Here is a 20,706-nt window from a genome sequence, read left to right on the forward strand (position 1 = left end):
CGGGCCCCATCGCGGGCAAGCCACGCTCCCACAGGTTTTGTGCCGTTTGCGAAATCGGCGGACGACGAAAAACCTGTGGGAGCGTGGCTTGCCCGCGATGAACGATAACTCGGTCTGACTGGAATACCCCCCCGCCAAAACCACCCGACCAGCGCCAATTGCTTACCTCCCCCGCCTCTGCCACAATCGCGAACAATTCTCGTTACTTAACACTTCCCATTCGGTGATGTTGCGTGTCGTCAGTCCAAAGCCCTCACAGTGAGCTCGTTGGTGCGTTGTATCGCGACCATCGCGGTTGGCTATTGGCCTGGCTACGGCGCAACGTGGCCTGCCCGCAACGGGCCGAAGACCTGAGCCAGGACACGTTCGTGCGCTTGCTGGGCCGTGATGAACTGCAGGCGCCTCGCGAACCCCGGGCGTTTCTGGTGGCGATCGCCAAGGGCTTGCTGTTCGACTATTTCCGTCGCGCCGCGCTGGAACAGGCCTACCTTAGCGAGTTGATGCTGATCCCCGAAGGCGAACAACCCTCGGTGGAAGAACAGCAACTGATCCTCGAAGACCTCAAAGCCATCGATCGCCTGCTGGGCAAGCTCTCGAGCAAGGCCCGGGCGGCGTTTCTCTATAACCGTCTCGATGGTCTCGGCCACGCAGAAATCGCCGAGCGTCTGGGGGTGTCGGTGCCGCGGGTTCGTCAGTACCTGGCCCAGGGCATTCGTCAGTGCTACATCGCGTTGTACGGTGAGCCGGTATGAGCCCGGTCAGCTCCGAACCCGTGTCAGCACAAGTGCTGGATGCCGCGATTGCCTGGCAACTGTCGCTGGATTCCGGCAACGCGGTCGAGCGCGAAGAGTTTGCCAAATGGCACGCCGCCCACGAAGAACATGCTCGGGCGTGGCGTCAGTTGGGCATGCTCGACCAGCGTTTCAGCGTCGCCAATGGCCCGGCCCGCACTGCCCTGCTGCAATCGCGCGAAAGCATCCGGCGACGGGTGCGCAAGCTCGGCAGCGGTCTGGCCAGCGTCGTCGCGGTGATCGGCCTGGCGCTGTTCGCCGGTGATCGTTATCTGCCCATCGACTATTGGCTGGCCGACCAGCGCACCGCCACCGGCGAGCAGCGCACCCTGCGCCTGACCGACGGCACGCAGATCAACCTCAACACCCATAGCGCAGTGGATGTGCGTTTCGATGAGAAGCAGCGGCTGATCGTCCTTCAGGAAGGGGAAATCCTCGTCGAAACCGGCCATGGCGATGCCCGGCCGTTTATCGTCGAAACTCGCGAAGGCAGCATGCGAGCACTGGGGACACGCTTCCTGGTCAAGCGTGAAGATGAAGGCACGCGCCTGAGCGTGTTGAAATCAGCGGTAGCCGCCCATCCCGAATCGAGCCCCGAGGAACAGATCCTGCGCGAAGGCCAGCAAGTGCTGATGCGCAGCAATGGCCTGGGCCCCATCATCACCCTTAACCTCGGCGCCGATGCCTGGACCCGCGGCATGCTGGTGGTGGACAACGCGCGATTGGAGGATCTGGTCCACGAGCTCGGCCGCCATCGTCGTGGGCATCTTGGTGTCATGCCAGAGGTCGCCGACCTGCGCATCACTGGCAGCTTCCCCTTGAACGATACCGACAAGGCGCTGAGTGCGCTTTTACCGACCCTGCCGGTGCAGATCGAACAGCACACGCCATGGTGGGTAACGGTGGCGGCGAAGACTGAGGCCAAGCCCTAAAAGGCGCTGCGCCTGATCCGCCGCCTTCGCGGGCAAGCCTCGCTCCTACAGGTTTTGTGCCGTTCACAGAATTCCCGCTCGACACAAAACCTGTGGGAGCGTGGCTTGCCCGCGAAGAGGCCGTCAGCGTCACTGCGATTGATGAATAGAAATTATTTTCATCCACCCCTATCACTTTTGAATTCTCGTCCGGCACCTAGGCAATTGAGAAATATTTCCATTCAGGAGCCGCTGTATGTCCCGTTCGCTAGACACCGTGTTGCGCCCCCGTTTGCTGGCGGTCGCCATTGCCCTTTGCGCCCCTCTGGCCAGCAGCCAACTGATCGCCGCTGAACAGGCGTCCAGCGTTCGCGCCTACAACCTGCCGGCTGCGCCATTGGCCAGCACCCTGAATCAGATTGCCAGCCAGGCCGGCCTGGCGCTGTCGTTGAATCCATCGCTGGCGGCGGGCAAGACTTCGGCGCCGGTGAAGGGCCAGTTCGACGCCACCGGCGCCCTGCGGGAAGCCTTGCGCGGCACCGGCCTGCAACTGGAACAGAGCAGCGCCGGCACCTACAGCCTGGTGGCCGTGCCCGAGGGCGTGATGGCCTTGCCGGAAACCGCCGTCATTGGCCTGGAAAATGCGGAAACTGCCTGGAGTCCGGTCGAAGGTTACGTGGCCACGCGCACCACCGCAGGCACCAAGACCGACACCGCACTGGTCGAAGCGCCGCGTTCGATTTCCGTCGCCACCCGCCAGCAAATGGAAGATCGCGGTGTGCAAAACATCGATGACGCCGTGCGCTACATGCCCGGCATCGTCGCCAGCAGCTACGGCAGCGACACCCGCGCCGACTGGTTGCTCGTGCGCGGTTTCGAACCGACGCAATTCCTCGATGGCCTGCCACTGCCAAAAGGCGTGTACGCCAATCCGAAACAGGAAACCTGGAACCTTGATCGCCTCGCCCTGTTGCGCGGCCCGGCCTCTTCGGTTTACGGCCAGACCCCGCCGGGCGGCCTGCTGGACATGGTCAGCCGCCGTCCCAGCGCCGAGTCGAGCAATGAAATCCAGCTGCAATACGGCAGCGACAACCATCGTCAAATCAGCTTCGCCAGCACCGGCAAGATCGATGACGAAGGTCGGTTTACCTATGGTCTGAGCGGTGTATTGCGCGACAGCGGCACACAGGTCGATCACATCGACAACAAACGCTACAACATCGCACCGAGCCTGACCTGGAACATCGACCCTGACACCAAGTTCACGCTGCTGACGCAATTTACCCGCGACGACACAGGCATCACCAGCCAGTTCCTGCCAGTGCAAGGCACGAAGATCCATTCGCCGCTCGGCAATATCTCCCATCACAAAAACCTCGGTGACCCGGACTGGGAATACTACGACCGCACCTATTACGCGCTGGGCTACGCCTTTGAACATCGTTTGAACGATGTCTGGCAGTTCAAGCAAAACCTGCGGTACACCAAGTCGGACCTGTCTTTCCAGGCCCTCACGCCGGGCGCCTACCCGTTCACTCAGGTCGACGCCCAGGGCAACGTGGGTCGTTCGAGCACCAGTGTCGACGAGGACATCAGCCAGTTCGCCGTGGACAACAACTTTCAGGGCGACTTCGCGACCGGCGACATCCGCCACACCCTGCTGATCGGCCTCGATCACCAGCGCACCAATACCAACTACACCTCGATCTTCGGTGACGGTCTGACCACCAACGTCAACAACCCGATCTATGGCCAGCCAATCGTTCGCCCGTCACGCTCGACGGCGTTCTATGACTATGACCAGAAGACCTACCAGACCGGTTTGTACGTCCAGGACCAAATGGCCCTCGATCAATGGCGTCTGACTCTCGGCGGTCGTGAGGACTGGATCCACACGGGCACCAAATTCTTCAACAAGGGTGATGCCACCAACACCGAACGGGACAAGAAATTCAGCGGCAACGCAGCGATCAGCTATGTGTTCGACTCAGGTCTAGTGCCCTACCTGTCCTACGCCGAGTCGTTCCAGCCGACCAGCAAAGCCACGGCATCGCCGACCGATTCGTTCAAGCCGACTGAAGGCAAGCAGTGGGAGCTGGGCATCAAGTACCAACCGCCGGGCAGCAACACCCTGCTGACGGCTGCGGTCTATGACCTGACCCAGAAAAACGTCTCCGTCCCCACGACCAACTCGAACAACGTCTCGATTACCAGCCAGACCGGCGAAGTGAAGGTCAAAGGCCTGGAGCTGGAAGCCGTTTCCGACGTCACCGACAACCTGAAAGTCATCGCCGCCTACACCCTGGCCAAGTCCGAAGTACAAAAGGGTGACTTCAAGGGCAATCGCCTGCAACTGATGCCTAACCAGCAAGCCTCGCTGTGGGCCGATTACACCTGGCACAACGGTGTGCTGGATGGTTTCGGTATCGGTGCCGGCGCACGCTACACCGGCAATACTTATGGCGACCAGGGCAACACCTGGCTGGGCAAGGCTGATGCCTACACGGTGTTCGACGCAGCGGTCCATTACGACTTGGGCCGTCTGGATAACAGTCTGAAAGGTGCATCACTGGCACTCAATGCCACCAACCTGTTCGACAAGGATTACATCTCCACTTGCGACAGCTTCTACTGCTACTACGGCGACCAACGCAGCGTCGTCGCCAGTGCGACGTACAAGTGGTAATCGCCTGAACTGACACGCGCCACGACCAGGCCGTCCTTCGAGGACGGCTTTGGTCTTTCTGAAGGCCATGAAATGAAAAGCAAAACCATCCGCCGCTGGTCCTGCATTCACACCTGGACCAGCCTGATCTGCACAATATTCCTGTTGATGTTGGCCCTCACCGGCCTGCCGTTGATCTTCCACCACGAGATCGACCATCTGCTGGGCGATGCCGCCGAGTTGAAATCGATGCCGGCCGATACCCCTCAGCTGGATTTGCAGCAGTTGGTGCACGCGGCTGAAAAGCATCGTCCCGGCGAGGTCATGCAGTATTTCGGCTACGACGACGAAGACCCCAACGGCCTCATCGCGATCATGGCGCCCACTGCTGGCACCGAGCCGAACTCGTCCCACACCTTCATGCTCGACGCTCGCACCGGCGAAGCATTGGAAATGCCATCGGCCAATGGCGGGTTGATGATGGTCATGTTGCGCTTGCACGTAGACATGTTCGCCGGCCTGCCGGGCAAGTTGCTGCTGGCGTTCATGGGGATTCTGTTTGTGCTGGCGATCATCTCCGGAACGGTGCTGTACCTGCCGTTCATGCGGCGCTTGAAGTTCGCCACCGTGCGCCACGACAAATCCACCCGCCTGCGTTGGCTCGACCTGCATAACCTGATCGGCGTGGTGACGCTGACTTGGGCCTTGGTGGTCGGCGTGACCGGCGTGATCAGCGCCTGCGCCGACTTACTGATCGCCGCGTGGCGCAACGACAGCCTGAGCGCGATGATCGCGCCTTACCGCGATGCGCCGCCGCTGACTCAATTGGCGCCTGCAACTCGCTTGCTCGACATCGCCAAAGACGTCGCGCCGGGCATGCAGCCCGACTTCATCGCCTTCCCCGGCACGCGGTTTTCCAGCGAACACCATTACGCCGTGTTCATGAAAGGCAGCACCCAACTGACTTCGCACCTGCTGACGCCGGTGTTGATCGACGCCAGCACCCTGCAAGTCACGGCGGTGGCCGAACGGCCGTGGTACATGGACGCCATGGGCATGTCGCAGCCGCTGCACTTCGGAGATTACGGCGGCATGCCGATGAAAATCCTCTGGGCGACCCTCGATGTGCTGACCATCATTGTGCTCGGCAGTGGGGTTTACTTGTGGGTGGTGCGGCGCAAGGTCGCAAAACCGGTACTCGAAAACGCGGAGAGCCCAGCATGAGACCGAGACAGTCGAATTTCTGGAAGGTCTTCGCCACGCCCACCGTCATTGCCCTGCTCAGCGCCGCGGGTCTGTTTGCCGCGTTGCTGGGCGATGGCGTGTGGGACGCATTGAGTTGGCTCGGGCTGGGGATCCCTGCCTTCCTCGCCATGCGCGGATTTCTGCAACACCGCTAAAAACCTACAAGGGTTAAAGCCATCTTGAGCTATCGGGTCAACGCGCTATGCTGCCGACACTGCCCACGATCGAGATGCTGCCATGTCCGCTCCCAGCATGACCTTGTTCCACAGCCCCGCGTCGCCCTTCGTTCGCAAAGTCATGGTGCTACTGCACGAAACCGGTCAAACGAACCGCGTGGCGCTGCAAGCCAGCCAGCTCACGCCGGTCAGCCCGGATCCGGCGCTCAACGAAGACAACCCGCTGGGCAAGATTCCGGCGCTACGCCTGGCCGACGGCAATGTGTTGTATGACAGCCGGGTGATTCTCGATTACCTCGACTATCAGCACGTCGGCAATCCGCTGATTCCTCGTGAAGGCTCGGCGCGCTGGCGGCGCATGACGCTGGCTTCTCTGGCAGACGGAATCATGGACGCAGCGGTGATGATTCGCTATGAAGTGGCCCTGCGCGCCCCGGAAAAACATTGGGACGCATGGCTCGACAGTCAGCGCGACAAGATTCGTCGCGCCCTGGCCCTGCTGGAAGCCGACGCGATTGCCGAGCTGACCAGTCATTTCGATGTCGCGGCAATCAGTGTGGCCTGTGCCTTGGGTTACCTGGATCTGCGCCATTCGGATCTGGAATGGCGCAAAGAGAATCCGAAGCTGGCAGAGTGGTATTTTGAGGTGAGTCAGCGGCCTTCGATGATTGCTACGATGCCCAAGGTCTGAAACTTTCGGTGACTGGTCTGCAGTCTTCGCGGGCAAGCCTCGCTCCTACAGGGGATTTGTGTTGTTCACACCCTGTGTGCAGCAACTCAGCTCTCATGTGGGAGCGAGCCTGCTCGCGATGGCACCACACCGAATCAACCGGAAACAACCCCGCAATCCGCATCGCCAACACCTCGCCCACCCGCTGATCCTCACGCAACCCCAACGACCGGCTCATTCCACGGCTCCAATATCAAAGTCCAGAGGTTTCGCGGTTTTCTGCCCGATCCCGTACCAGTCCAGCTTGCGGGTCAGCACCATGAACACGCCCAGTAGCCCGAACAACAGCAGCGAGCCCATCAACAACGCGTAATCCTCGGCACTCAACAAGCCATAGAGCAACCCATACAACGCCGCCAATCCCGCCGAAAAACTCAAGCCGTGACGCACGCTGCGCAGCACATGGCAGACATAGAAACCGATCAACGCCACACAGCCACTCGCCGACAGCAGATACGCCAGGGCGAAGCCGATGTGTTCGGACAGCGACAACAGCAACAGGTAGAAGAACGCCAGTGCCACGCCCACCAGCGCGTATTGCACCGGGTGTACCGCCAGGCTTTTCAGCACTTCGAAGAGGAAGAAACCGGCGAAGGTCAGGACGATGAACAGCAACGCGTATTTGATTGCCCGATCGCTTTTCAGGTACTGGTCCACCGGGTCGATGAAACTCACGCCGAAGCTGCGACCGCTGAACGCCTCGCACTGGCCGCCAGACACACAACTGTTCAACGCCTCTTGCAGGTTGGTGGAGAAAAACGAGGTCTGCCAATTGGCGGTGAAACCCTGATCGGTGATTTCACGCTGGGCCGGCAGGTAGTTACCGATGAAGCTGGGATGAGGCCAATTGGCGGCCAGTGAAACCTTGCTGGTCTTGCCCACCGGGAGAACCTGCAACTGGCCGGTGCCTTGCAGGCGCAAGTCGAAACCGAAGGCCAGTTCCGTGGCCTGCCTGGTATCCAGCGCTGGCAGCGTCACGTGCACACCCTCGCCCAACCAGCGCACTTGGCTACCCGGTACAAAGTCCAGGCTCTGGCCATTGAGTTCGAGTTTCAATGCATTCTCGATGCCGCGAATGTCGCTGATGCCAACGGCCAGGAACGGTTGGTCAAACCGGTAGTCGGCGAAGTCCTCCTTGATGCCCAGTTGCGCCGGGACCGAGAAATGCCCGCTAATGCGGTTGTCGGCATGAAACAGTCGTGCTTCGTAGATACCCCGGGCGCGCAGTTCGGTCTGGACCTGGCCGTCCAGTTCGAAGCGCTCCGGCAGGAAATACAATCTGCCGCGCTCCTCGCCGACGTCCTGGTAACGCTGGTTGGTTTTTTCGTTGGTTTTCCAGGTGCGTACCGTTTTGCGGTAGGGCACCACCATCAGCGGGCCGCTCAATTGCTGGCTGTAACTGGAACTGCGGGCGATGTCTTCGAGCACACCGTCGCGCAGTTGTTGCCGCTCCTGGATCACGCCGTTGATCATCAGTAACGGGATCAGCAGCAACAGAATCAAAAGGCCAATCGCCCCGAGTTTTAGGGTCAGGCTACGGTTCATGGGACTCTCCCTGTTTGGATGGGGAAAGTCTGGCGTTGGTGTGTGGGAGATTTATGGGGGGAATGTGGAGACTTTGTGGAGACTGGGCCCGCCCCATCGCGAGCAGGCTCGCGATGGCTGCGACTCGGTCCTAAGGCAGGCTCAATTTGACTTCAACCCCACCATCGACATTACCGACACTCATCTCCCCGCCATGCAACTTGACCACTTCTTCAACGAAGTTAAGCCCCAACCCCGTGCTTTTGCGCCCACTGTCCGGACGCGGTAGTGAGTAGAAGCGCTCGCTCAAGCGCGGCAATGCATAGTCGGGAATCGCCTCGGCCTGGTTGAACAGCCTGAACTCAATCTGTTCACCGACTCGTTCGGCGCGCAAGCGCAGCACACCGCGAGTCGGGGTGAAGTCCAAGGCATTTTCCAGCAGATTGCCCAGCGCCTGACGTAACAGAAACGGCTCACCGAGCAGGTTCAGATCCGCCGCAATTTGCAGTTCCACACGCAACTGCTTGCCTTCGATTCGTGCCGCCTGCGCGCTTAACAGTTCATCCACCAAACCCGCCAACGGCACGGCCACCCGCTCTTCCAGCCCTTGGCGTTGCTCCACCTGCGCCAGGTTCAACAGTCGTTCGATCAACTGCTGCATGCGCGCACTTTCGCTGTCGATGTTGCTGACGAAACGCTGCTGCTGAGCCAGCGGCATCTCACCTTGCAGTAACTCCGCCGCGCCACGGATCGCCGCCAGCGGGCTTTTCAATTCATGGGTCAGGGTGTGTACATAACGCTCGACGTAGGCTTTGCCTTCGAGCTGGGTGCGCATCTGCTCCACCGCCGTGGCCAGTTGTTCCAGCTCGCCGCCACGATAATGCGGCACCTCGACCCGCCGGCCTTCGCTGACGGCTTGGGCATACGCCGTCAACCGCCGCAGCGCCGCGCTCAGCCACCACGACAACAGCGCACCGAACAGCAAACCGAGGCCAATCAGCCCGGCGCCATAAATCAGCAATCGCCGCTCGGTGCGATCAACATAAGGCTGCAGCGAGCTGTTGGGCTTGGCCACCGTCACCACGCCGATGATCTGACCGTTGTCGCGAATCGGCGCACCGACGTGCATCACCGACGAGTTCGAATCATCTGGATTGCTGCGAGTCGAACGCGCACCGTACTCGCCGCGCAGGGTCAGGTAGACGTCGTTCCAGCGCGAGTAGTCCTGGCCTACCGCGATGCCACTGGAATCCAGCACCACGATGCCCTTGGCATCGGTCACGTAAATCCGGTGGTTGACCTGATTCTTCGGCATTCCCCAGATTTTCGCCTTCGGTTGCCGTTCACCGTAAGCCTTGAGCAACTCGGGCCAGCGGTTCTGGCTGAGGGTGCCAGCCTTGAAGTCGTCCCGCAGGATCTCGGCCATCAGGTTGGCGGTGTCGACCAGGGTTTCTTCGGTGGACTGGCGCACGCCGGGGCGGATTTCTTCCATCACGGTGTTGAGCACAAAGTAGCCGGTCAGGCCGATGAACAGCACGTAGACCAGAAAAATCCGGATCCCCAGTGACATCAGCTGTGCCCCGGGCTGTAGCTGTAACCGAGGCCGCGATGAGTCTGGATCGGCTCGGCGTCAGCCTTCACCTGGCGCAATTTGGCGCGCACGCTCTTGATGTGGCTGTCGATGCTGCGCTCGTAACCGGCATCGGCGGCCACACCCAGTGCATCGAGCAATTGCTCGCGGCTGAAAACTCGTTCAGGTTGTTCCAGCAGGCATTGCAGCAAACGAAACTCATGGCGAGTCAGGCTCAGCGGCTGGTTGCGATAGCTGATCTGCACCCGTTCGCTGTCGATGCGAAACAGCGCTGAAGCCACCTCCGCCACCGGTCGTGGCGCCATGCGCTTGAGAATCGCCCGGACCCGCGCCGCCACTTCCCGAGGGCTGAACGGCTTGACCACGTAGTCGTCGGCGCCGATCTCCAGGCCCACCACGCGGTCGATTTCGGCATCACGGGCGCTGAGGAACATCACCGGCACTTCGCTGAAACGCCGCAATTGCTTGCAGGTCTCAAAGCCGCTGATGTCTGGCAGGCCGATATCGAGGATGATCAGGTCGGCCGGCGTGGCGCGCTGATGCTCGAGCGCCGCTGCGCCAAGGCTCAACCACGTGGTGGTGAAGCCCTCGCCCTGCAAGGCGAAAATCAGGGTGTCGGCAATCGCCGCTTCGTCTTCGACAATCAGGATATGAGGCATGGCGTCCGAGCCCGCTAGTTAAGTGGGCGAACGGTGCCCCAAGGCTGATTCGCCGTCAATCAGCAGTCGGGTTTGTCTGCCGTGAAACGCCGTGCCGGGTTCACCGCCGCACCGAATTCACGCAATGCTTTGGCGCCGATCAACAACGGGTAATTGAAGCTGCTGCGGTCGGTGAGGTTGACTTCGACGGTGCGCTTTACGTTACCCAGGCACAGTTCCAGATCGACCACCGGACGCTTGGTGGGCTCGATCGCGTCCTTGTCATCTTCGTCTTCTTCGGAGCGGGTCTTGATCTTGCTGATCCGCGCGATTTTGTGTTCGTAGACCTTGTTGCTCGCGCCTTTGGTGGCGAGGCGGAAACGCACCCACTCGTCGCCGTCACGGGTGAAGGTTTCGATGTCTTTGGCCGACAGGGACGCGGTCAGGGCGCCGGTGTCCATTTTGGCCTTGAGGACTTCGCCGCCGATTTCCGGCAGCGCGATGTATTCGTAACGCCCGTACAGGGTCGGCTCAGCGGCCAGGACCGGCAGGGCCACGAGGGAAAGCAGTGCAAGGAGAGATTTCACGTAATGGGCTTCCTTGAGGAGTGGGCAGCGGGATTTTAGAACCCCTGCCTTTGAATTCGTTCGTTCTTGAGATCGCTTCGCGGGCAAGCCTCGCTCCTACAGATACGTGTCGTTCGCGATAGTGCATATGACAGGAACTCTGTAGGAGCGAGGCTTGCCCGCGAAGAGGCCAGATCAATCAATACAACAGCCTGCCCCATTCAAATTCGCTCAAGCATACCGCCGCAAACGTGAAACATTCGTCACCACCGATTTGGCCTGTCGCCTGAAGCTGCTTATCATGGCGCGCCCAAACGCTTTCAAGAGTTGCTTATGCGCCGCCTGCTCACCGGCTGTTTCGTTACCCTGCTGCTGTTGCTTAACACCCTGGTGCTGTTCGGGCCTTTGATGGTGTTCGCCTTGCTGAAACTGCTCTTGCCCGGGCGCTTTCGCGATGATGCCTCGGCGGCGGTGATGTGGATTGCCGAAACCTGGGCCGAGATCGACAAACTGATCTTCCGACTGTGCATCCCCACCCGATGGGACATCCGCGGCGGCGATGATTTGCGCCGCGACACCTCATATCTGGTGATCGGCAACCATCAATCCTGGGTCGATATTCCGGCGCTGATCCAGACGCTTAACCGGCGCACGCCGTTCTTCAAGTTCTTCCTCAAGAAAGAACTGATCTGGGTGCCGTTCCTGGGCTTGGCCTGGTGGGCGTTGGACTATCCGTTCATGAAGCGCTACACCAAGGCGTTCCTGGCAAAGAACCCGGAGCTGGCCGGCAAGGACCTGGAGATCACCAAACAAGCCTGCGAGTTGTACAAGAGTCAGCCGGTGACGGTGGTCAATTATCTGGAAGGCACTCGATACACCACAACGAAAAGCGCCCAGCAGCAGTCACCCTTCACCCACCTGCTCAAGCCCAAGGCTGGCGGCGTGGCTTTTGTGCTGGCGGCGATGGGCGAACAGCTGGATGCCATTCTCGATGTGACGGTGGTGTATCCACAGCAGAAAATCCCAGGGTTCTGGGATTTGATCAGCGGCAATGTGCCGAGGGTGATCATCGACATCCACACACGCGAACTGGACCCGGCGCTGTGGCAAGGCGATTACGAAAACGATCCGGTGTTTCGCGAACACGTCCAGAACTGGGTCAACCAGCTCTGGATCGAGAAGGACCGGCGCATCAAGGCACTGCGCGCCGAGGGCTGACTCAGCTACCTATGCCGTTGCCGGTGCCCCAGATCCCGCCAAGGTTTTGCAGCAGCGAACCGGCGACGCCTTGCTGACCGAGGTATTGCAGAATCACCGGAGCAAACATGCCGATCATGCCGGTGTCCATGCCCAGGGCACTGAACGCGTTGTTCAGGTCCTTGGTGTCCTTGACGTTACCCAGCAAACCATTGAGCAAAGGGTTCTTGTCGACACCACCGCCGAGCAGCCCGCCCAGCCCACCCAGCCCGCTCAAGCCACTGATGGCGCTGTTGCCGGCGATCTGATCGAGGCCCGGCACATTTTTGCTCAGTTCGGTGAAGTCCTGGCCGCTGAGTTGGTTCCTGGCCAGCCCCAGCATCGCACCGGCACCACCCATGGCCTGTTCTGGCGTGACATTGAGCTGAGACCCCAGGGAAGTGAGCAAACCGGCAGCCTTGGGTAGCGCCGCCACGGCATCTTCGCTCTCGTCGCTGTCATCGTCCTCGTTACCCTGCATCGCCGTAACCGCATTGGCCGCATCGCTGAGGCTGAACTGTGCAAAGGCCGGGCTCGCGGCCAGCGTCGTCAACGAAGCAACAGCCATGAGCGATGCCAGCGCAAAACCGCGTGAAACGTTCATCCAGACATCCTCTTGTGCCATGAGAACCACCCGGCAGGGCAGCAAAACTGCCGATTTGACCGGGCATCTGCTGGCATGTTCCCCCCCGGTCGTGGAACCCCGAACCCATACGATGAATGGCACGCCCGCTCCCGCCGAACAGGCCTGTGAACAACCCGACAGAACCTGAAAGCGCGGGACAGCTCCCATAAAAAAGGGCGACATCACTGTCGCCCTTCTTCCCGTCTTGCTCCCAGCCTTACGCCGCGCTGAACAACTTGTGCGGATCGATCACAAACTTCTTCGGCACGCCCGCATCGAACTCGCCATAACCACGTGGCGCGTCATCCAGGCTGATGACTTCAACACCCACGATGTCGGCAATCTTGATGCGGTCCCACATGATCGCCTGCATCAGCTGGCGGTTGTACTTCATCACTGGCGTCTGGCCGGTGTGGAAGCTGTGGGATTTGGCCCAGCCCAGACCGAAGCGAATGCTCAGGCTGCCCATTTTCGCGGCCGCATCCACAGCACCCGGATCTTCAGTGACGTAGAGGCCGGGGATACCGATTTTGCCCGCCACGCGAACCACGCCCATCAGCGAGTTGAGCACGGTGGCCGGAGCCTCGTGCTTCACGCCGGCATGGCCGTGACCGCGAGCTTCGAAGCCTACGGCATCGACGGCGCAGTCCACTTCCGGTTCGCCCAACAGTGCAGCGATTTGTTCGTGCAGTGGGGTGTCTGTCGACAGGTCGGCGATTTCGAAACCCTGAGACTTGGCATGGGCCAGGCGGATCGGGTTGACGTCACCGATGATCACCACCGCAGCACCCAGCAGACGAGCGGAAGCAGCAGCTGCCAGGCCAACCGGGCCGGCGCCGGCGATGTACACGGTGCTGCCAGGGCCAACGCCGGCAGTCACTGCGCCGTGGTAACCAGTGGGCAGGATGTCGGAGAGACAGGTCAGGTCACGGATTTTTTCCATGGCCCGGTCGCGATCTGGAAGTTTCAGCAGGTTGAAGTCGGCATACGGCACAAACGCGTATTCGGCTTGGCCACCGGTCCAGTCACCCATGTCGACGTAACCATAGGCACCGCCCGGACGCGCCGGGTTAACGCTCAGGCAGACGCCAGTATGTTGCTCTTTGCACGAACGGCAACGGCCACAGGCAACGTTGAAAGGAACCGACACCAAGTCGCCGATCTGCAGGTTTTCGACACCGCTGCCCTTCTCGATCACTTCACCCGTGATCTCGTGGCCCAGCACCAGACCGGTCTGAGCGGTGGTACGCCCGCGCACCATGTGCTGATCGGAACCACAGATGTTGGTGGACACTACGCGCAGGATGACGCCGTGCTCGATCTTCCTGCCGCGCGGGTCCTGCATTTTGGGATAGTCGATTTTCTGTATTTCGACCTTGCCATTGCCGAGATACACCACACCACGATTGCCAGACATGCTTTCACCTCGCTGTTGTTTTTATGTAGCGGTCGCGTCGCCATGGAGCGGCGGCGCGTTGATTGCTCGGGTTATTGCCTGTGTGTCTTGTGTTGTTTGTTATGGCGCCATCGCGGGCAAGCCCGCTCCCACAGTAGATCGGGTGTACACAAGGTCTGTGAACAACACAAAACCCTGTGGGAGCGGGCTTGCCCGCGAAGGCGATCTAAAGAACAACGGTGCGATTGGCGTTCAAAAACACCCGTCGTTCAATGTGATAACCAACGGCCCGCGCCAGTGTCAGCCCTTCGATATCCCGCCCTTTGGCGATCAAATCTTCTGGGTAATGACTGTGATCCACAGCCTCCACACCCTGGGCGATGATCGGGCCTTCGTCCAGGTCGTTGTTGATGTAATGCGCCGTGGCGCCGACCAGTTTCACGCCCTTGTTGTAGGCCTGGTGATACGGCTTGGCGCCCTTGAAACCCGGCAGCAAAGAGTGATGGATATTGATCGCCTTGCCATCGAGTTTGCGGCACAGCTCTGGCGACAGAACCTGCATGTAACGGGCAAGAATCACCAGTTCGGCACCGGACTCTTCGATAACCTGCCAGACCTGACGCTCCTGGGACGGCTTGTCGTTCGGGTCCAGCGGAAAATGGTAGTACGGAATCTGGTGCCAGTCGGCCAACGGCTTGAGGTCCGGGTGGTTGGAAACCACGGCGACCACGTCCATCGACAACTGGCCGATGCGCTGGCGATAGAGCAAGTCGTTGAGGCAGTGATCGGCCTTGGAAACCATGATCACCACTTTTGGCCGGTGGTGCGGCGGGGTCAGTTCGAAGACCATCCCGAAGGCGTCACCACGTTCCGCCAAACCGGCGCGAAAGGCTTGTTCGTCGAAGCCATCAGGCTGACGGAACTCCACGCGAATGAAGAAACGGCCCGAGAGCCGGTCATCGAAGGAATGGTGTTCGGTGACGTAGCAGCCCTGCTCGAACAGAAAGCGGGTCACCGCATCCACGGTGCCGAGGACGCTGGGGCAGTCGGCGGTCAGAATCCATGTGTCTGGTGCGCGGCTCATAGTGCGGTGACTCCTGTTGTTATGGGCAACCGCTTCGCGGTTGATCGCGGGCAAGCCTCGCTCCTACAGGATTGATGTCGGCCATGAAATAACGGGGCGACACGGTCAATTGTAGGAGCGAGGCTTGCCCGCGAAGGCAATCTCAAGCCTGGACGCTAAGCCCGTACTCAGCCGCCGCATCCTGCAACCACAACCACCAGTAATCCGAGAAGCTGCGGCGAATCAGCAGTTCCCAGGTGTCTTCGGCGGTGTGGCGGATCATCAATTGCGACTTGGCGAACACCGTGCCGACAGCCTTGCCCACCGGGAAGCTGTTGGGGTGCACGTCATAGCTGGTGGATTTCATCAGCACCTGGCGTACGTTCGGGCCGCTGAGTTCGAGGATCTGCTGGCCGCCGCTGACGTTGACGATCTGGATGTGCAGGTCGCCCAGTGCTTCACGAAGTTTTTTCTCGGCAGCGAATTCTTCACCGGTCGGCACGATCAGCAGCCATTCATCCGGCCCCATCCATTGCAGGCTGGTTTCGCCTTTGATCACCACGGTCAGCGCGGCTGGCAGTTCCAGGCCGAGGGCCTTGTGTACGCCGGCAGCGAACGCGGCATCGTGACCATCGCCACGGATGGTCAGGTGACCGAGGAGTTTTTTCTCACGCACGATCACGCCGGCGTTCTTGCGACCCTTGCCCACCAGGCTGGCGAGGTCGGCATGATGCAGCGACGACTCGGCCTTGGCCCCGGTGGTTGGGCGTTGTTGGTAAACATTGGCTGCGGTCATAAAGCACCTGTTCCTGTATTCGTATTCCTGTGGGAGCGTGGCTTGCCCGCGATGGGAGCAACTCGGTCTGCCTGTGGCACCGCGTTATCGTTCATCGCGGGCAAGCCACGCTCCCACAGGTACTGTGGTGTTACACGTTCTGGCGATCGCCTTTCGGATCGAAGAACACCGAAGAAACGATTTCCGCCTCGATCACGCTGCCGTCGGCCAGCGGTGCGAACACCCGCTCACCCATGCGCTTCAAGCCGCCCTTGACCACACCCATGGCAAACGAATAGCCCAGGGAGTTGTGCAGGTAACTGGAAGTCACGTGACCGACCATGGTCATCGGGATGGTTTGCTTGGTGTTGAACACCAGTTGCGCCCCTTCCGGCAGCCACTTGGTCGGATCGATCGGCTTCAGACCGACCAATTGCTTGCGCTGATCACGTACGCAGTCTTCGCGGTTCATGCCACGCCAGCCGATCCACGAGAACGGTTTGGTGCGACCGACACACCAGCCCATGTTCAGGTCGTCCGGGGTCATCGAGCTGTCAGTGTCCTGACCGACGATGATGAAGCCCTTCTCTGCCCGCAGTACGTGCATGGTTTCAGTGCCATACGGGGTCAGGTTGTACTGCTTGCCGGCCTCGACGATTTTTTCCAGCACGCCCATGGCGTAGTCGGCCTGCACGTTGACTTCGTACGACAGCTCACCGGTAAACGAAATCCGGAACACCCGCGCCGGCACACCACCGACCAGACCTTCTTTCCAGGTCATGAACGGGAAGGCTTCGTTGCTCAAGTCGATGTCGGTGACTTCGCTGAGCAGCTTGCGGCTGTTCGGCCCCGACAGGGTCATGGTCGCCCAGTGATCCGTCACGGAAGTGAAGTACACCTTCAGCTCTGGCCATTCGGTCTGGTGGTAGATTTCCAGCCATTGCAGCACGCGTGCAGCGCCGCCGGTGGTGGTGGTCATCACGAAATGGTTGTCGGCCAGGCATGCAGTCACGCCGTCGTCGAACACCATGCCGTCTTCTTTACACATCAGGCCGTAGCGGGCCTTGCCCACGTCGAGCTTGGTCCAGGCGTTGGTGTAGATGCGGTTGAGGAACTCACGCGAATCCGGGCCCTGGATGTCGATCTTGCCCAGGGTCGAAGCGTCCAGCAGGCCGACGCTGTCGCGCACGGCTTTGCATTCGCGTTTTACCGCGGCGTGCAGGTCTTCACCGTTTTTCGGGAAGTACCAAGGACGTTTCCACTGACCGACGTCTTCGAATTCAGCACCGTTCTTCACGTGCCAGTGATGCAGCGCGGTGAAGCGAACCGGCTCGAAGATGTGCCCACAGTGACGACCGGCCACGGCGCCGAAAGTCACCGGCGTGTAGTTCGGACGGAACATGGTGGTGCCCATCTGCGGAATGGTCACGTTCAGCGAACGGGCGGCAATGGCCAGGCCGTTGACGTTGCCGAGCTTGCCCTGGTCGGTGCCGAAGCCCAGCGCCGTGTAACGCTTGACGTGCTCGACCGACTCGAAGCCTTCGCGGGTCGCCAGTTCGATGGCGGCAGCGGTGACGTCGTTCTGCAGGTCGACGAATTGCTTCGGCGCACGGGCAGTGGCTTTTTCGTGAGGCACCTGGAACAGCGCCAGAGTCGGCTCTTCCAGACGGCTCAAGGCTTTCGGCAAGGTGCCTTCGACCCCGCTGAAACCGGCTTCGCTGGCGGCGCGAGCACCACCTTCAAAACCATCGGCCAGCGAATCGCCGAGGCCGTAGACGCCGTTGATGCCACCGACGCACACGCGTTTTTGCGGTGCTTCGCCCGGTACGAAACCGAGGATGTCTTCACGCCAGATCGGCTTGCCGCCCAAGTGCGACGCCAAGTGAACCACCGGGCTGTAACCGCCGGAACTGGCAACCAGGTCGCAATCAAGCCACTCGCCCGGGCTGGTCACGGTGTGTGCTTTTACATCAATCGCGGCAACACGAGCGGCGGTGACGTGCTTGCTGCCACGGGCCTCGATCACGGCGCTGCCGGTCAGGATGCGGATGCCTTTGGCGCGTGCTTCTTCCACCAGCGCACCACGCGGGTTGCTGCGGGCGTCGGCGATCGCGACCACTTGCAGACTGGCGTCGAGCCAATCCAGCGCTACGCGGTAGGCGTGATCATTGTTGGTCGACAGCACGAGTTTCTTGCCCGGTGCCACGCCGTAACGACGAACATAAGTCGACACAGCACCAGCGAGCATGTTGCCCGGCACGTCGTTGTTGCCGTAAACCAGTGGACGCTCGTGAGTACCGGTCGCCAGCACTACACGCTTGGCGCGAACCCGGTGGATGCGCTGACGCACCTGGCCAATCGGGGCACGGTCACCGAGGTGATCGGTGAGGCGCTCGTGAATGGTCAGGAAGTTATGGTCGTGGTAACCGTTGACCGTGGCGCGCGGCAACAGCAGCACGTCCGGGGTGTTTTTCAGCTCGGCGATGACGCTGGCGACCCATTCGGTAGCAGGCTTGCCATCAAGGCTTTCGCGGGAATCGAGCAGGCTACCGCCGAACTCTTCCTGCTCATCGGCCAGGATCACACGCGCACCGCTGCGGGCAGCCGCCAGCGCAGCCGCCAGACCCGCAGGGCCAGCGCCGACGATCAGCACGTCGCAGTGCTGGTTCATGTAGTCGTAGGTGTCCGGATCGTTCTCGGTCGGCGAGCGGCCGAGGCCGGCAGCCTTACGAATGTACTTCTCGTAGGTCATCCAGAACGATTGCGGGTACATGAAGGTTTTGTAGTAGAAGCCCGGCGGCATCAGCTTGCCGCCGACCTTGCCGAGAATCCCCATCATGTCGTTGTTCACGCTCGGCCAGCCGTTGGTGCTGGTGGCGACCAGGCCTTGATACAGCGCTTGTTGCGTGGCGCGTACGTTCGGGATCTGCGTGGCTTCGGTCGCACCGATCTGCAGCACAGCGTTCGGCTCTTCGGCACCGGCGGCGAAGATGCCGCGCGGACGCGAGTACTTGAAGCTACGGCCGATGATGTCGACACCGTTGGCCAGCAGGGCTGCAGCCAGGGAGTCGCCTTCAAAGCCTTTGTAGACCTGGCCGTTGAAGGTGAAGCTCAGCACTTTGTTGCGGTCTATCCGTCCGCCGTTGGACAGGCGATTGATCTGGCTCATACCTTCTCTCCCAGAGCCGTGGCGGCCGCTTTCGGGCTGTCGGTCTTGTCGGTGAACTGCGGCTTGGCGCCGATCTTGTAGGTTTCGAGAATCTCGTAGGTCACGGTGTCACGGGTAACGTTGAAGTACTGACGGCAACCGGCGACGTGATCCCACAGTTCGTGGTGCAGACCGCGAGGGTTGTCGCGGAAGAACATGTAGTCGCCCCACTCCTCGTCGGTGCAGCTGTTCGGGTCCAGCGGGCGTGGGATGTGCGCCTGGCCGGATGCATGGAATTCCTCTTCGGAGCGCAGTTCGCCACAGTGAGGACAGAAGATATGCAACATAGGGATTTCTCCTGTTAGTGGGCGACTGCTGCAGCGCCGTGTTCGTCGATCAACGCACCGCTATGGAAACGGTCGATGGAGAAAGGTGCAGCCAATGGGTGCATTTCACCCTTGGCCAGACTCGCGGCAAACACGTTGCCCGAGCCAGGTGTGGCCTTGAAGCCACCGGTGCCCCAACCGCAGTTGAAGAACATGTTCGGTACCGGGGTTTTCGAGATGATCGGGCATGCATCCGGCGTGGTGTCGACGATGCCGCCCCACTGACGGTTCATGCGTACGCGGGACAACACCGGGAACATCTCGACGATGGCCTGGATGGTGTGCTCGATCACCGGGTACGAACCACGCTGGCCGTAGCCGTTGTAGCCGTCGATACCGGCGCCGATCACCAGGTCGCCCTTGTCGGACTGGCTGATATAACCGTGTACGGCGTTGGACATGATCACGCTGTCGATAATCGGCTTGATCGGCTCGGACACCAGCGCTTGCAGCGGGTGCGATTCGATCGGCAGACGGAAACCGGCGAGTTTGGCCATGTGCCCGGAGTTACCTGCGGTGACCACACCGACGCGCTTGGCGCCGATGAAGCCCTTGTTGGTTTCAACACCGATGCACACGCCGTTTTCCTTGCGGAAGCCGATCACTTCGGTTTGTTGAATCAGGTCCACGCCAAGTGCGTCGGCGGCACGGGCAAAGCCCCACGCCACGGCATCGTGACGGGCCACGCCGCCGCGACGCTGGACGGTTGCGCCCATCACCGGGTAGCGAGTGTTCTTGGAGCAGTCGAGGTACGGAATCTCGTCGGCTACTTGTTTGGCATCGAGCAGTTCGCCGTCCACGCCGTTGAGGCGGTTGGCGCTGACCCGACGCTCGGAATCACGAATGTCTTGAAGCGTGTGGCACAAGTTGTAAACGCCACGCTGGGAGAACATCACGTTGTAGTTCAGGTCCTGGGACAGGCCTTCCCACAGTTTCATCGCGTGTTCGTACAGGTGCGCCGACTCGTCCCACAGGTAGTTGGAGCGAACGATGGTGGTGTTGCGCGCGGTGTTACCGCCGCCCAGCCAGCCTTTCTCGACCACGGCCACGTTGGTGATGCCGTGTTCCTTGGCCAGGTAGTAGGCGGTCGCCAGACCATGCCCGCCACCGCCGACTATGACCACGTCATAGACCTTTTTCGGGGTCGGCGTGCGCCACATCTTCTGCCAGTTTTCGTGATGGCTGAGGGAGTGTTTGAAGAGGCCGAAGCCCGAATAGCGTTGCATAGTCATTTACTCCA

Annotated in this window: 18 protein-coding genes; 7 read left to right on the top strand and 11 right to left on the bottom strand. The window is 60.6% G+C overall.

The features are described from left to right. Window positions 1–233: 233 nt before the first annotated feature. The 6 genes from AB7M22_RS24320 (at window position 234) to AB7M22_RS24345 (ending at window position 6,479) form a co-directional block, all read left to right on the top strand. Window positions 234–752, top strand: coding sequence for an RNA polymerase sigma factor (locus AB7M22_RS24320; RefSeq protein ID WP_454188011.1), 519 nt, complete (start codon window positions 234–236; stop codon window positions 750–752). Further along, the gene (locus AB7M22_RS24325) at window positions 749–1,723 is read left to right on the top strand and encodes a FecR domain-containing protein (protein ID WP_454188012.1); all 975 of its coding nucleotides are present in this window, start codon (window positions 749–751) and stop codon (window positions 1,721–1,723) included. Before AB7M22_RS24320 ends, AB7M22_RS24325 begins: the two co-directional genes overlap by 4 nt. Before the next feature lie 235 nt (window positions 1,724–1,958). Further along, entirely contained in the window at window positions 1,959–4,388 is a 2,430-nt protein-coding gene (locus tag AB7M22_RS24330; RefSeq protein WP_454188013.1) for a TonB-dependent siderophore receptor, read from the top strand. A gap of 72 nt (window positions 4,389–4,460) precedes the next feature. Beyond that, the gene (locus AB7M22_RS24335) at window positions 4,461–5,591 is read left to right on the top strand and encodes a PepSY-associated TM helix domain-containing protein (RefSeq protein ID WP_454188014.1); all 1,131 of its coding nucleotides are present in this window, start codon (window positions 4,461–4,463) and stop codon (window positions 5,589–5,591) included. Further along, on the top strand, window positions 5,588–5,767 hold the full coding sequence (locus tag AB7M22_RS24340) for a hypothetical protein (RefSeq protein WP_008008164.1): 180 nt from the start codon (window positions 5,588–5,590) through the stop codon (window positions 5,765–5,767). Before AB7M22_RS24335 ends, AB7M22_RS24340 begins: the two co-directional genes overlap by 4 nt. Before the next feature lie 82 nt (window positions 5,768–5,849). After that, a complete protein-coding gene (locus AB7M22_RS24345) occupies window positions 5,850–6,479 on the top strand; it encodes a glutathione S-transferase (RefSeq protein WP_454188015.1) in 630 nt (209 codons plus the stop codon). Window positions 6,480–6,692: 213 nt separating this feature from the next. Here the strand turns inward: AB7M22_RS24345 and creD are convergent, their stop codons facing one another. The 4 genes from creD to rloA2 form a co-directional block, all read right to left on the bottom strand. Continuing rightward, window positions 6,693–8,063: a cell envelope integrity protein CreD gene (gene creD / locus AB7M22_RS24350; RefSeq protein ID WP_454188016.1), complete on the bottom strand. Its 1,371-nt coding sequence runs from the start codon at window positions 8,061–8,063 to the stop codon at window positions 6,693–6,695. A 130-nt stretch (window positions 8,064–8,193) separates the two neighbouring features. Beyond that, window positions 8,194–9,612 carry a two-component system sensor histidine kinase CreC gene (creC, locus tag AB7M22_RS24355; RefSeq protein ID WP_454188017.1) on the bottom strand — a complete coding sequence of 473 codons (1,419 nt, stop codon included), beginning with the start codon at window positions 9,610–9,612 and terminating at the stop codon, window positions 8,194–8,196. Beyond that, entirely contained in the window at window positions 9,612–10,292 is a 681-nt protein-coding gene (creB, locus tag AB7M22_RS24360; RefSeq protein ID WP_008008153.1) for a two-component system response regulator CreB, read from the bottom strand. The genes creC and creB overlap by 1 nt, the downstream gene beginning before the upstream one ends. Before the next feature lie 59 nt (window positions 10,293–10,351). Then, complete coding sequence (rloA2, locus tag AB7M22_RS24365) at window positions 10,352–10,858, bottom strand: retropepsin-like aspartic peptidase RloA2 (protein WP_454188018.1); 507 nt, start codon at window positions 10,856–10,858, stop codon at window positions 10,352–10,354. Window positions 10,859–11,170: 312 nt separating this feature from the next. On the opposite strand from rloA2, the gene AB7M22_RS24370 reads away from it, so the two are divergent. Further along, on the top strand, window positions 11,171–12,055 hold the full coding sequence (locus tag AB7M22_RS24370; RefSeq protein ID WP_454188019.1) for an acyltransferase: 885 nt from the start codon (window positions 11,171–11,173) through the stop codon (window positions 12,053–12,055). A gap of 1 nt (window position 12,056) precedes the next feature. Here the strand turns inward: AB7M22_RS24370 and AB7M22_RS24375 are convergent, their stop codons facing one another. From AB7M22_RS24375 to AB7M22_RS24405, 7 genes are all read right to left on the bottom strand, one after another. Further along, window positions 12,057–12,677 (bottom strand): DUF2780 domain-containing protein, encoded by a 621-nt coding sequence (locus AB7M22_RS24375; protein WP_454188020.1) that lies wholly within the window; start codon window positions 12,675–12,677, stop codon window positions 12,057–12,059. Between the two features lie 238 nt (window positions 12,678–12,915). Further along, the gene (gene fdhA / locus AB7M22_RS24380) at window positions 12,916–14,115 is read right to left on the bottom strand and encodes a formaldehyde dehydrogenase, glutathione-independent (RefSeq protein ID WP_454188021.1); all 1,200 of its coding nucleotides are present in this window, start codon (window positions 14,113–14,115) and stop codon (window positions 12,916–12,918) included. A 205-nt stretch (window positions 14,116–14,320) separates the two neighbouring features. After that, on the bottom strand, window positions 14,321–15,178 hold the full coding sequence (gene purU / locus AB7M22_RS24385) for a formyltetrahydrofolate deformylase (protein WP_008008144.1): 858 nt from the start codon (window positions 15,176–15,178) through the stop codon (window positions 14,321–14,323). A gap of 142 nt (window positions 15,179–15,320) precedes the next feature. Then, complete coding sequence (locus AB7M22_RS24390) at window positions 15,321–15,953, bottom strand: sarcosine oxidase subunit gamma (RefSeq protein WP_007907568.1); 633 nt, start codon at window positions 15,951–15,953, stop codon at window positions 15,321–15,323. Window positions 15,954–16,083: 130 nt separating this feature from the next. Further along, window positions 16,084–19,101 (bottom strand): sarcosine oxidase subunit alpha, encoded by a 3,018-nt coding sequence (locus AB7M22_RS24395; protein WP_454188022.1) that lies wholly within the window; start codon window positions 19,099–19,101, stop codon window positions 16,084–16,086. Continuing rightward, window positions 19,098–19,427: a sarcosine oxidase subunit delta gene (locus AB7M22_RS24400; RefSeq protein WP_008008142.1), complete on the bottom strand. Its 330-nt coding sequence runs from the start codon at window positions 19,425–19,427 to the stop codon at window positions 19,098–19,100. Before AB7M22_RS24400 ends, AB7M22_RS24395 begins: the two co-directional genes overlap by 4 nt. A gap of 14 nt (window positions 19,428–19,441) precedes the next feature. Further along, on the bottom strand, window positions 19,442–20,692 hold the full coding sequence (locus AB7M22_RS24405; RefSeq protein WP_007907561.1) for a sarcosine oxidase subunit beta: 1,251 nt from the start codon (window positions 20,690–20,692) through the stop codon (window positions 19,442–19,444). Window positions 20,693–20,706: the final 14 nt, after the last annotated feature.

It is taken from the genome of Pseudomonas sp. ADAK2 TE3594, from assembly GCF_053628675.1.

What these genes read in the sequence shown, in the direction of transcription:
- AB7M22_RS24325 (WP_454188012.1), top strand. Translation starts at nt 749, where the DNA reads ATGAGCCCGGTCAGCTCCGAACCCGTGTCAGCACAAGTGCTGGATGCC.
- AB7M22_RS24330 (WP_454188013.1), top strand. Translation starts at nt 1,959, where the DNA reads ATGTCCCGTTCGCTAGACACCGTGTTGCGCCCCCGTTTGCTGGCGGTC.
- AB7M22_RS24335 (WP_454188014.1), top strand. Translation starts at nt 4,461, where the DNA reads ATGAAAAGCAAAACCATCCGCCGCTGGTCCTGCATTCACACCTGGACC.
- AB7M22_RS24340 (WP_008008164.1), top strand. Translation starts at nt 5,588, where the DNA reads ATGAGACCGAGACAGTCGAATTTCTGGAAGGTCTTCGCCACGCCCACC.
- AB7M22_RS24345 (WP_454188015.1), top strand. Translation starts at nt 5,850, where the DNA reads ATGTCCGCTCCCAGCATGACCTTGTTCCACAGCCCCGCGTCGCCCTTC.
- creD (WP_454188016.1), bottom strand. Translation starts at nt 8,063, where the DNA reads ATGAACCGTAGCCTGACCCTAAAACTCGGGGCGATTGGCCTTTTGATT.
- creC (WP_454188017.1), bottom strand. Translation starts at nt 9,612, where the DNA reads ATGTCACTGGGGATCCGGATTTTTCTGGTCTACGTGCTGTTCATCGGC.
- creB (WP_008008153.1), bottom strand. Translation starts at nt 10,292, where the DNA reads ATGCCTCATATCCTGATTGTCGAAGACGAAGCGGCGATTGCCGACACC.
- AB7M22_RS24370 (WP_454188019.1), top strand. Translation starts at nt 11,171, where the DNA reads ATGCGCCGCCTGCTCACCGGCTGTTTCGTTACCCTGCTGCTGTTGCTT.
- AB7M22_RS24375 (WP_454188020.1), bottom strand. Translation starts at nt 12,677, where the DNA reads ATGAACGTTTCACGCGGTTTTGCGCTGGCATCGCTCATGGCTGTTGCT.
- fdhA (WP_454188021.1), bottom strand. Translation starts at nt 14,115, where the DNA reads ATGTCTGGCAATCGTGGTGTGGTGTATCTCGGCAATGGCAAGGTCGAA.
- purU (WP_008008144.1), bottom strand. Translation starts at nt 15,178, where the DNA reads ATGAGCCGCGCACCAGACACATGGATTCTGACCGCCGACTGCCCCAGC.
- AB7M22_RS24390 (WP_007907568.1), bottom strand. Translation starts at nt 15,953, where the DNA reads ATGACCGCAGCCAATGTTTACCAACAACGCCCAACCACCGGGGCCAAG.
- AB7M22_RS24395 (WP_454188022.1), bottom strand. Translation starts at nt 19,101, where the DNA reads ATGAGCCAGATCAATCGCCTGTCCAACGGCGGACGGATAGACCGCAAC.
- AB7M22_RS24400 (WP_008008142.1), bottom strand. Translation starts at nt 19,427, where the DNA reads ATGTTGCATATCTTCTGTCCTCACTGTGGCGAACTGCGCTCCGAAGAG.
- AB7M22_RS24405 (WP_007907561.1), bottom strand. Translation starts at nt 20,692, where the DNA reads ATGCAACGCTATTCGGGCTTCGGCCTCTTCAAACACTCCCTCAGCCAT.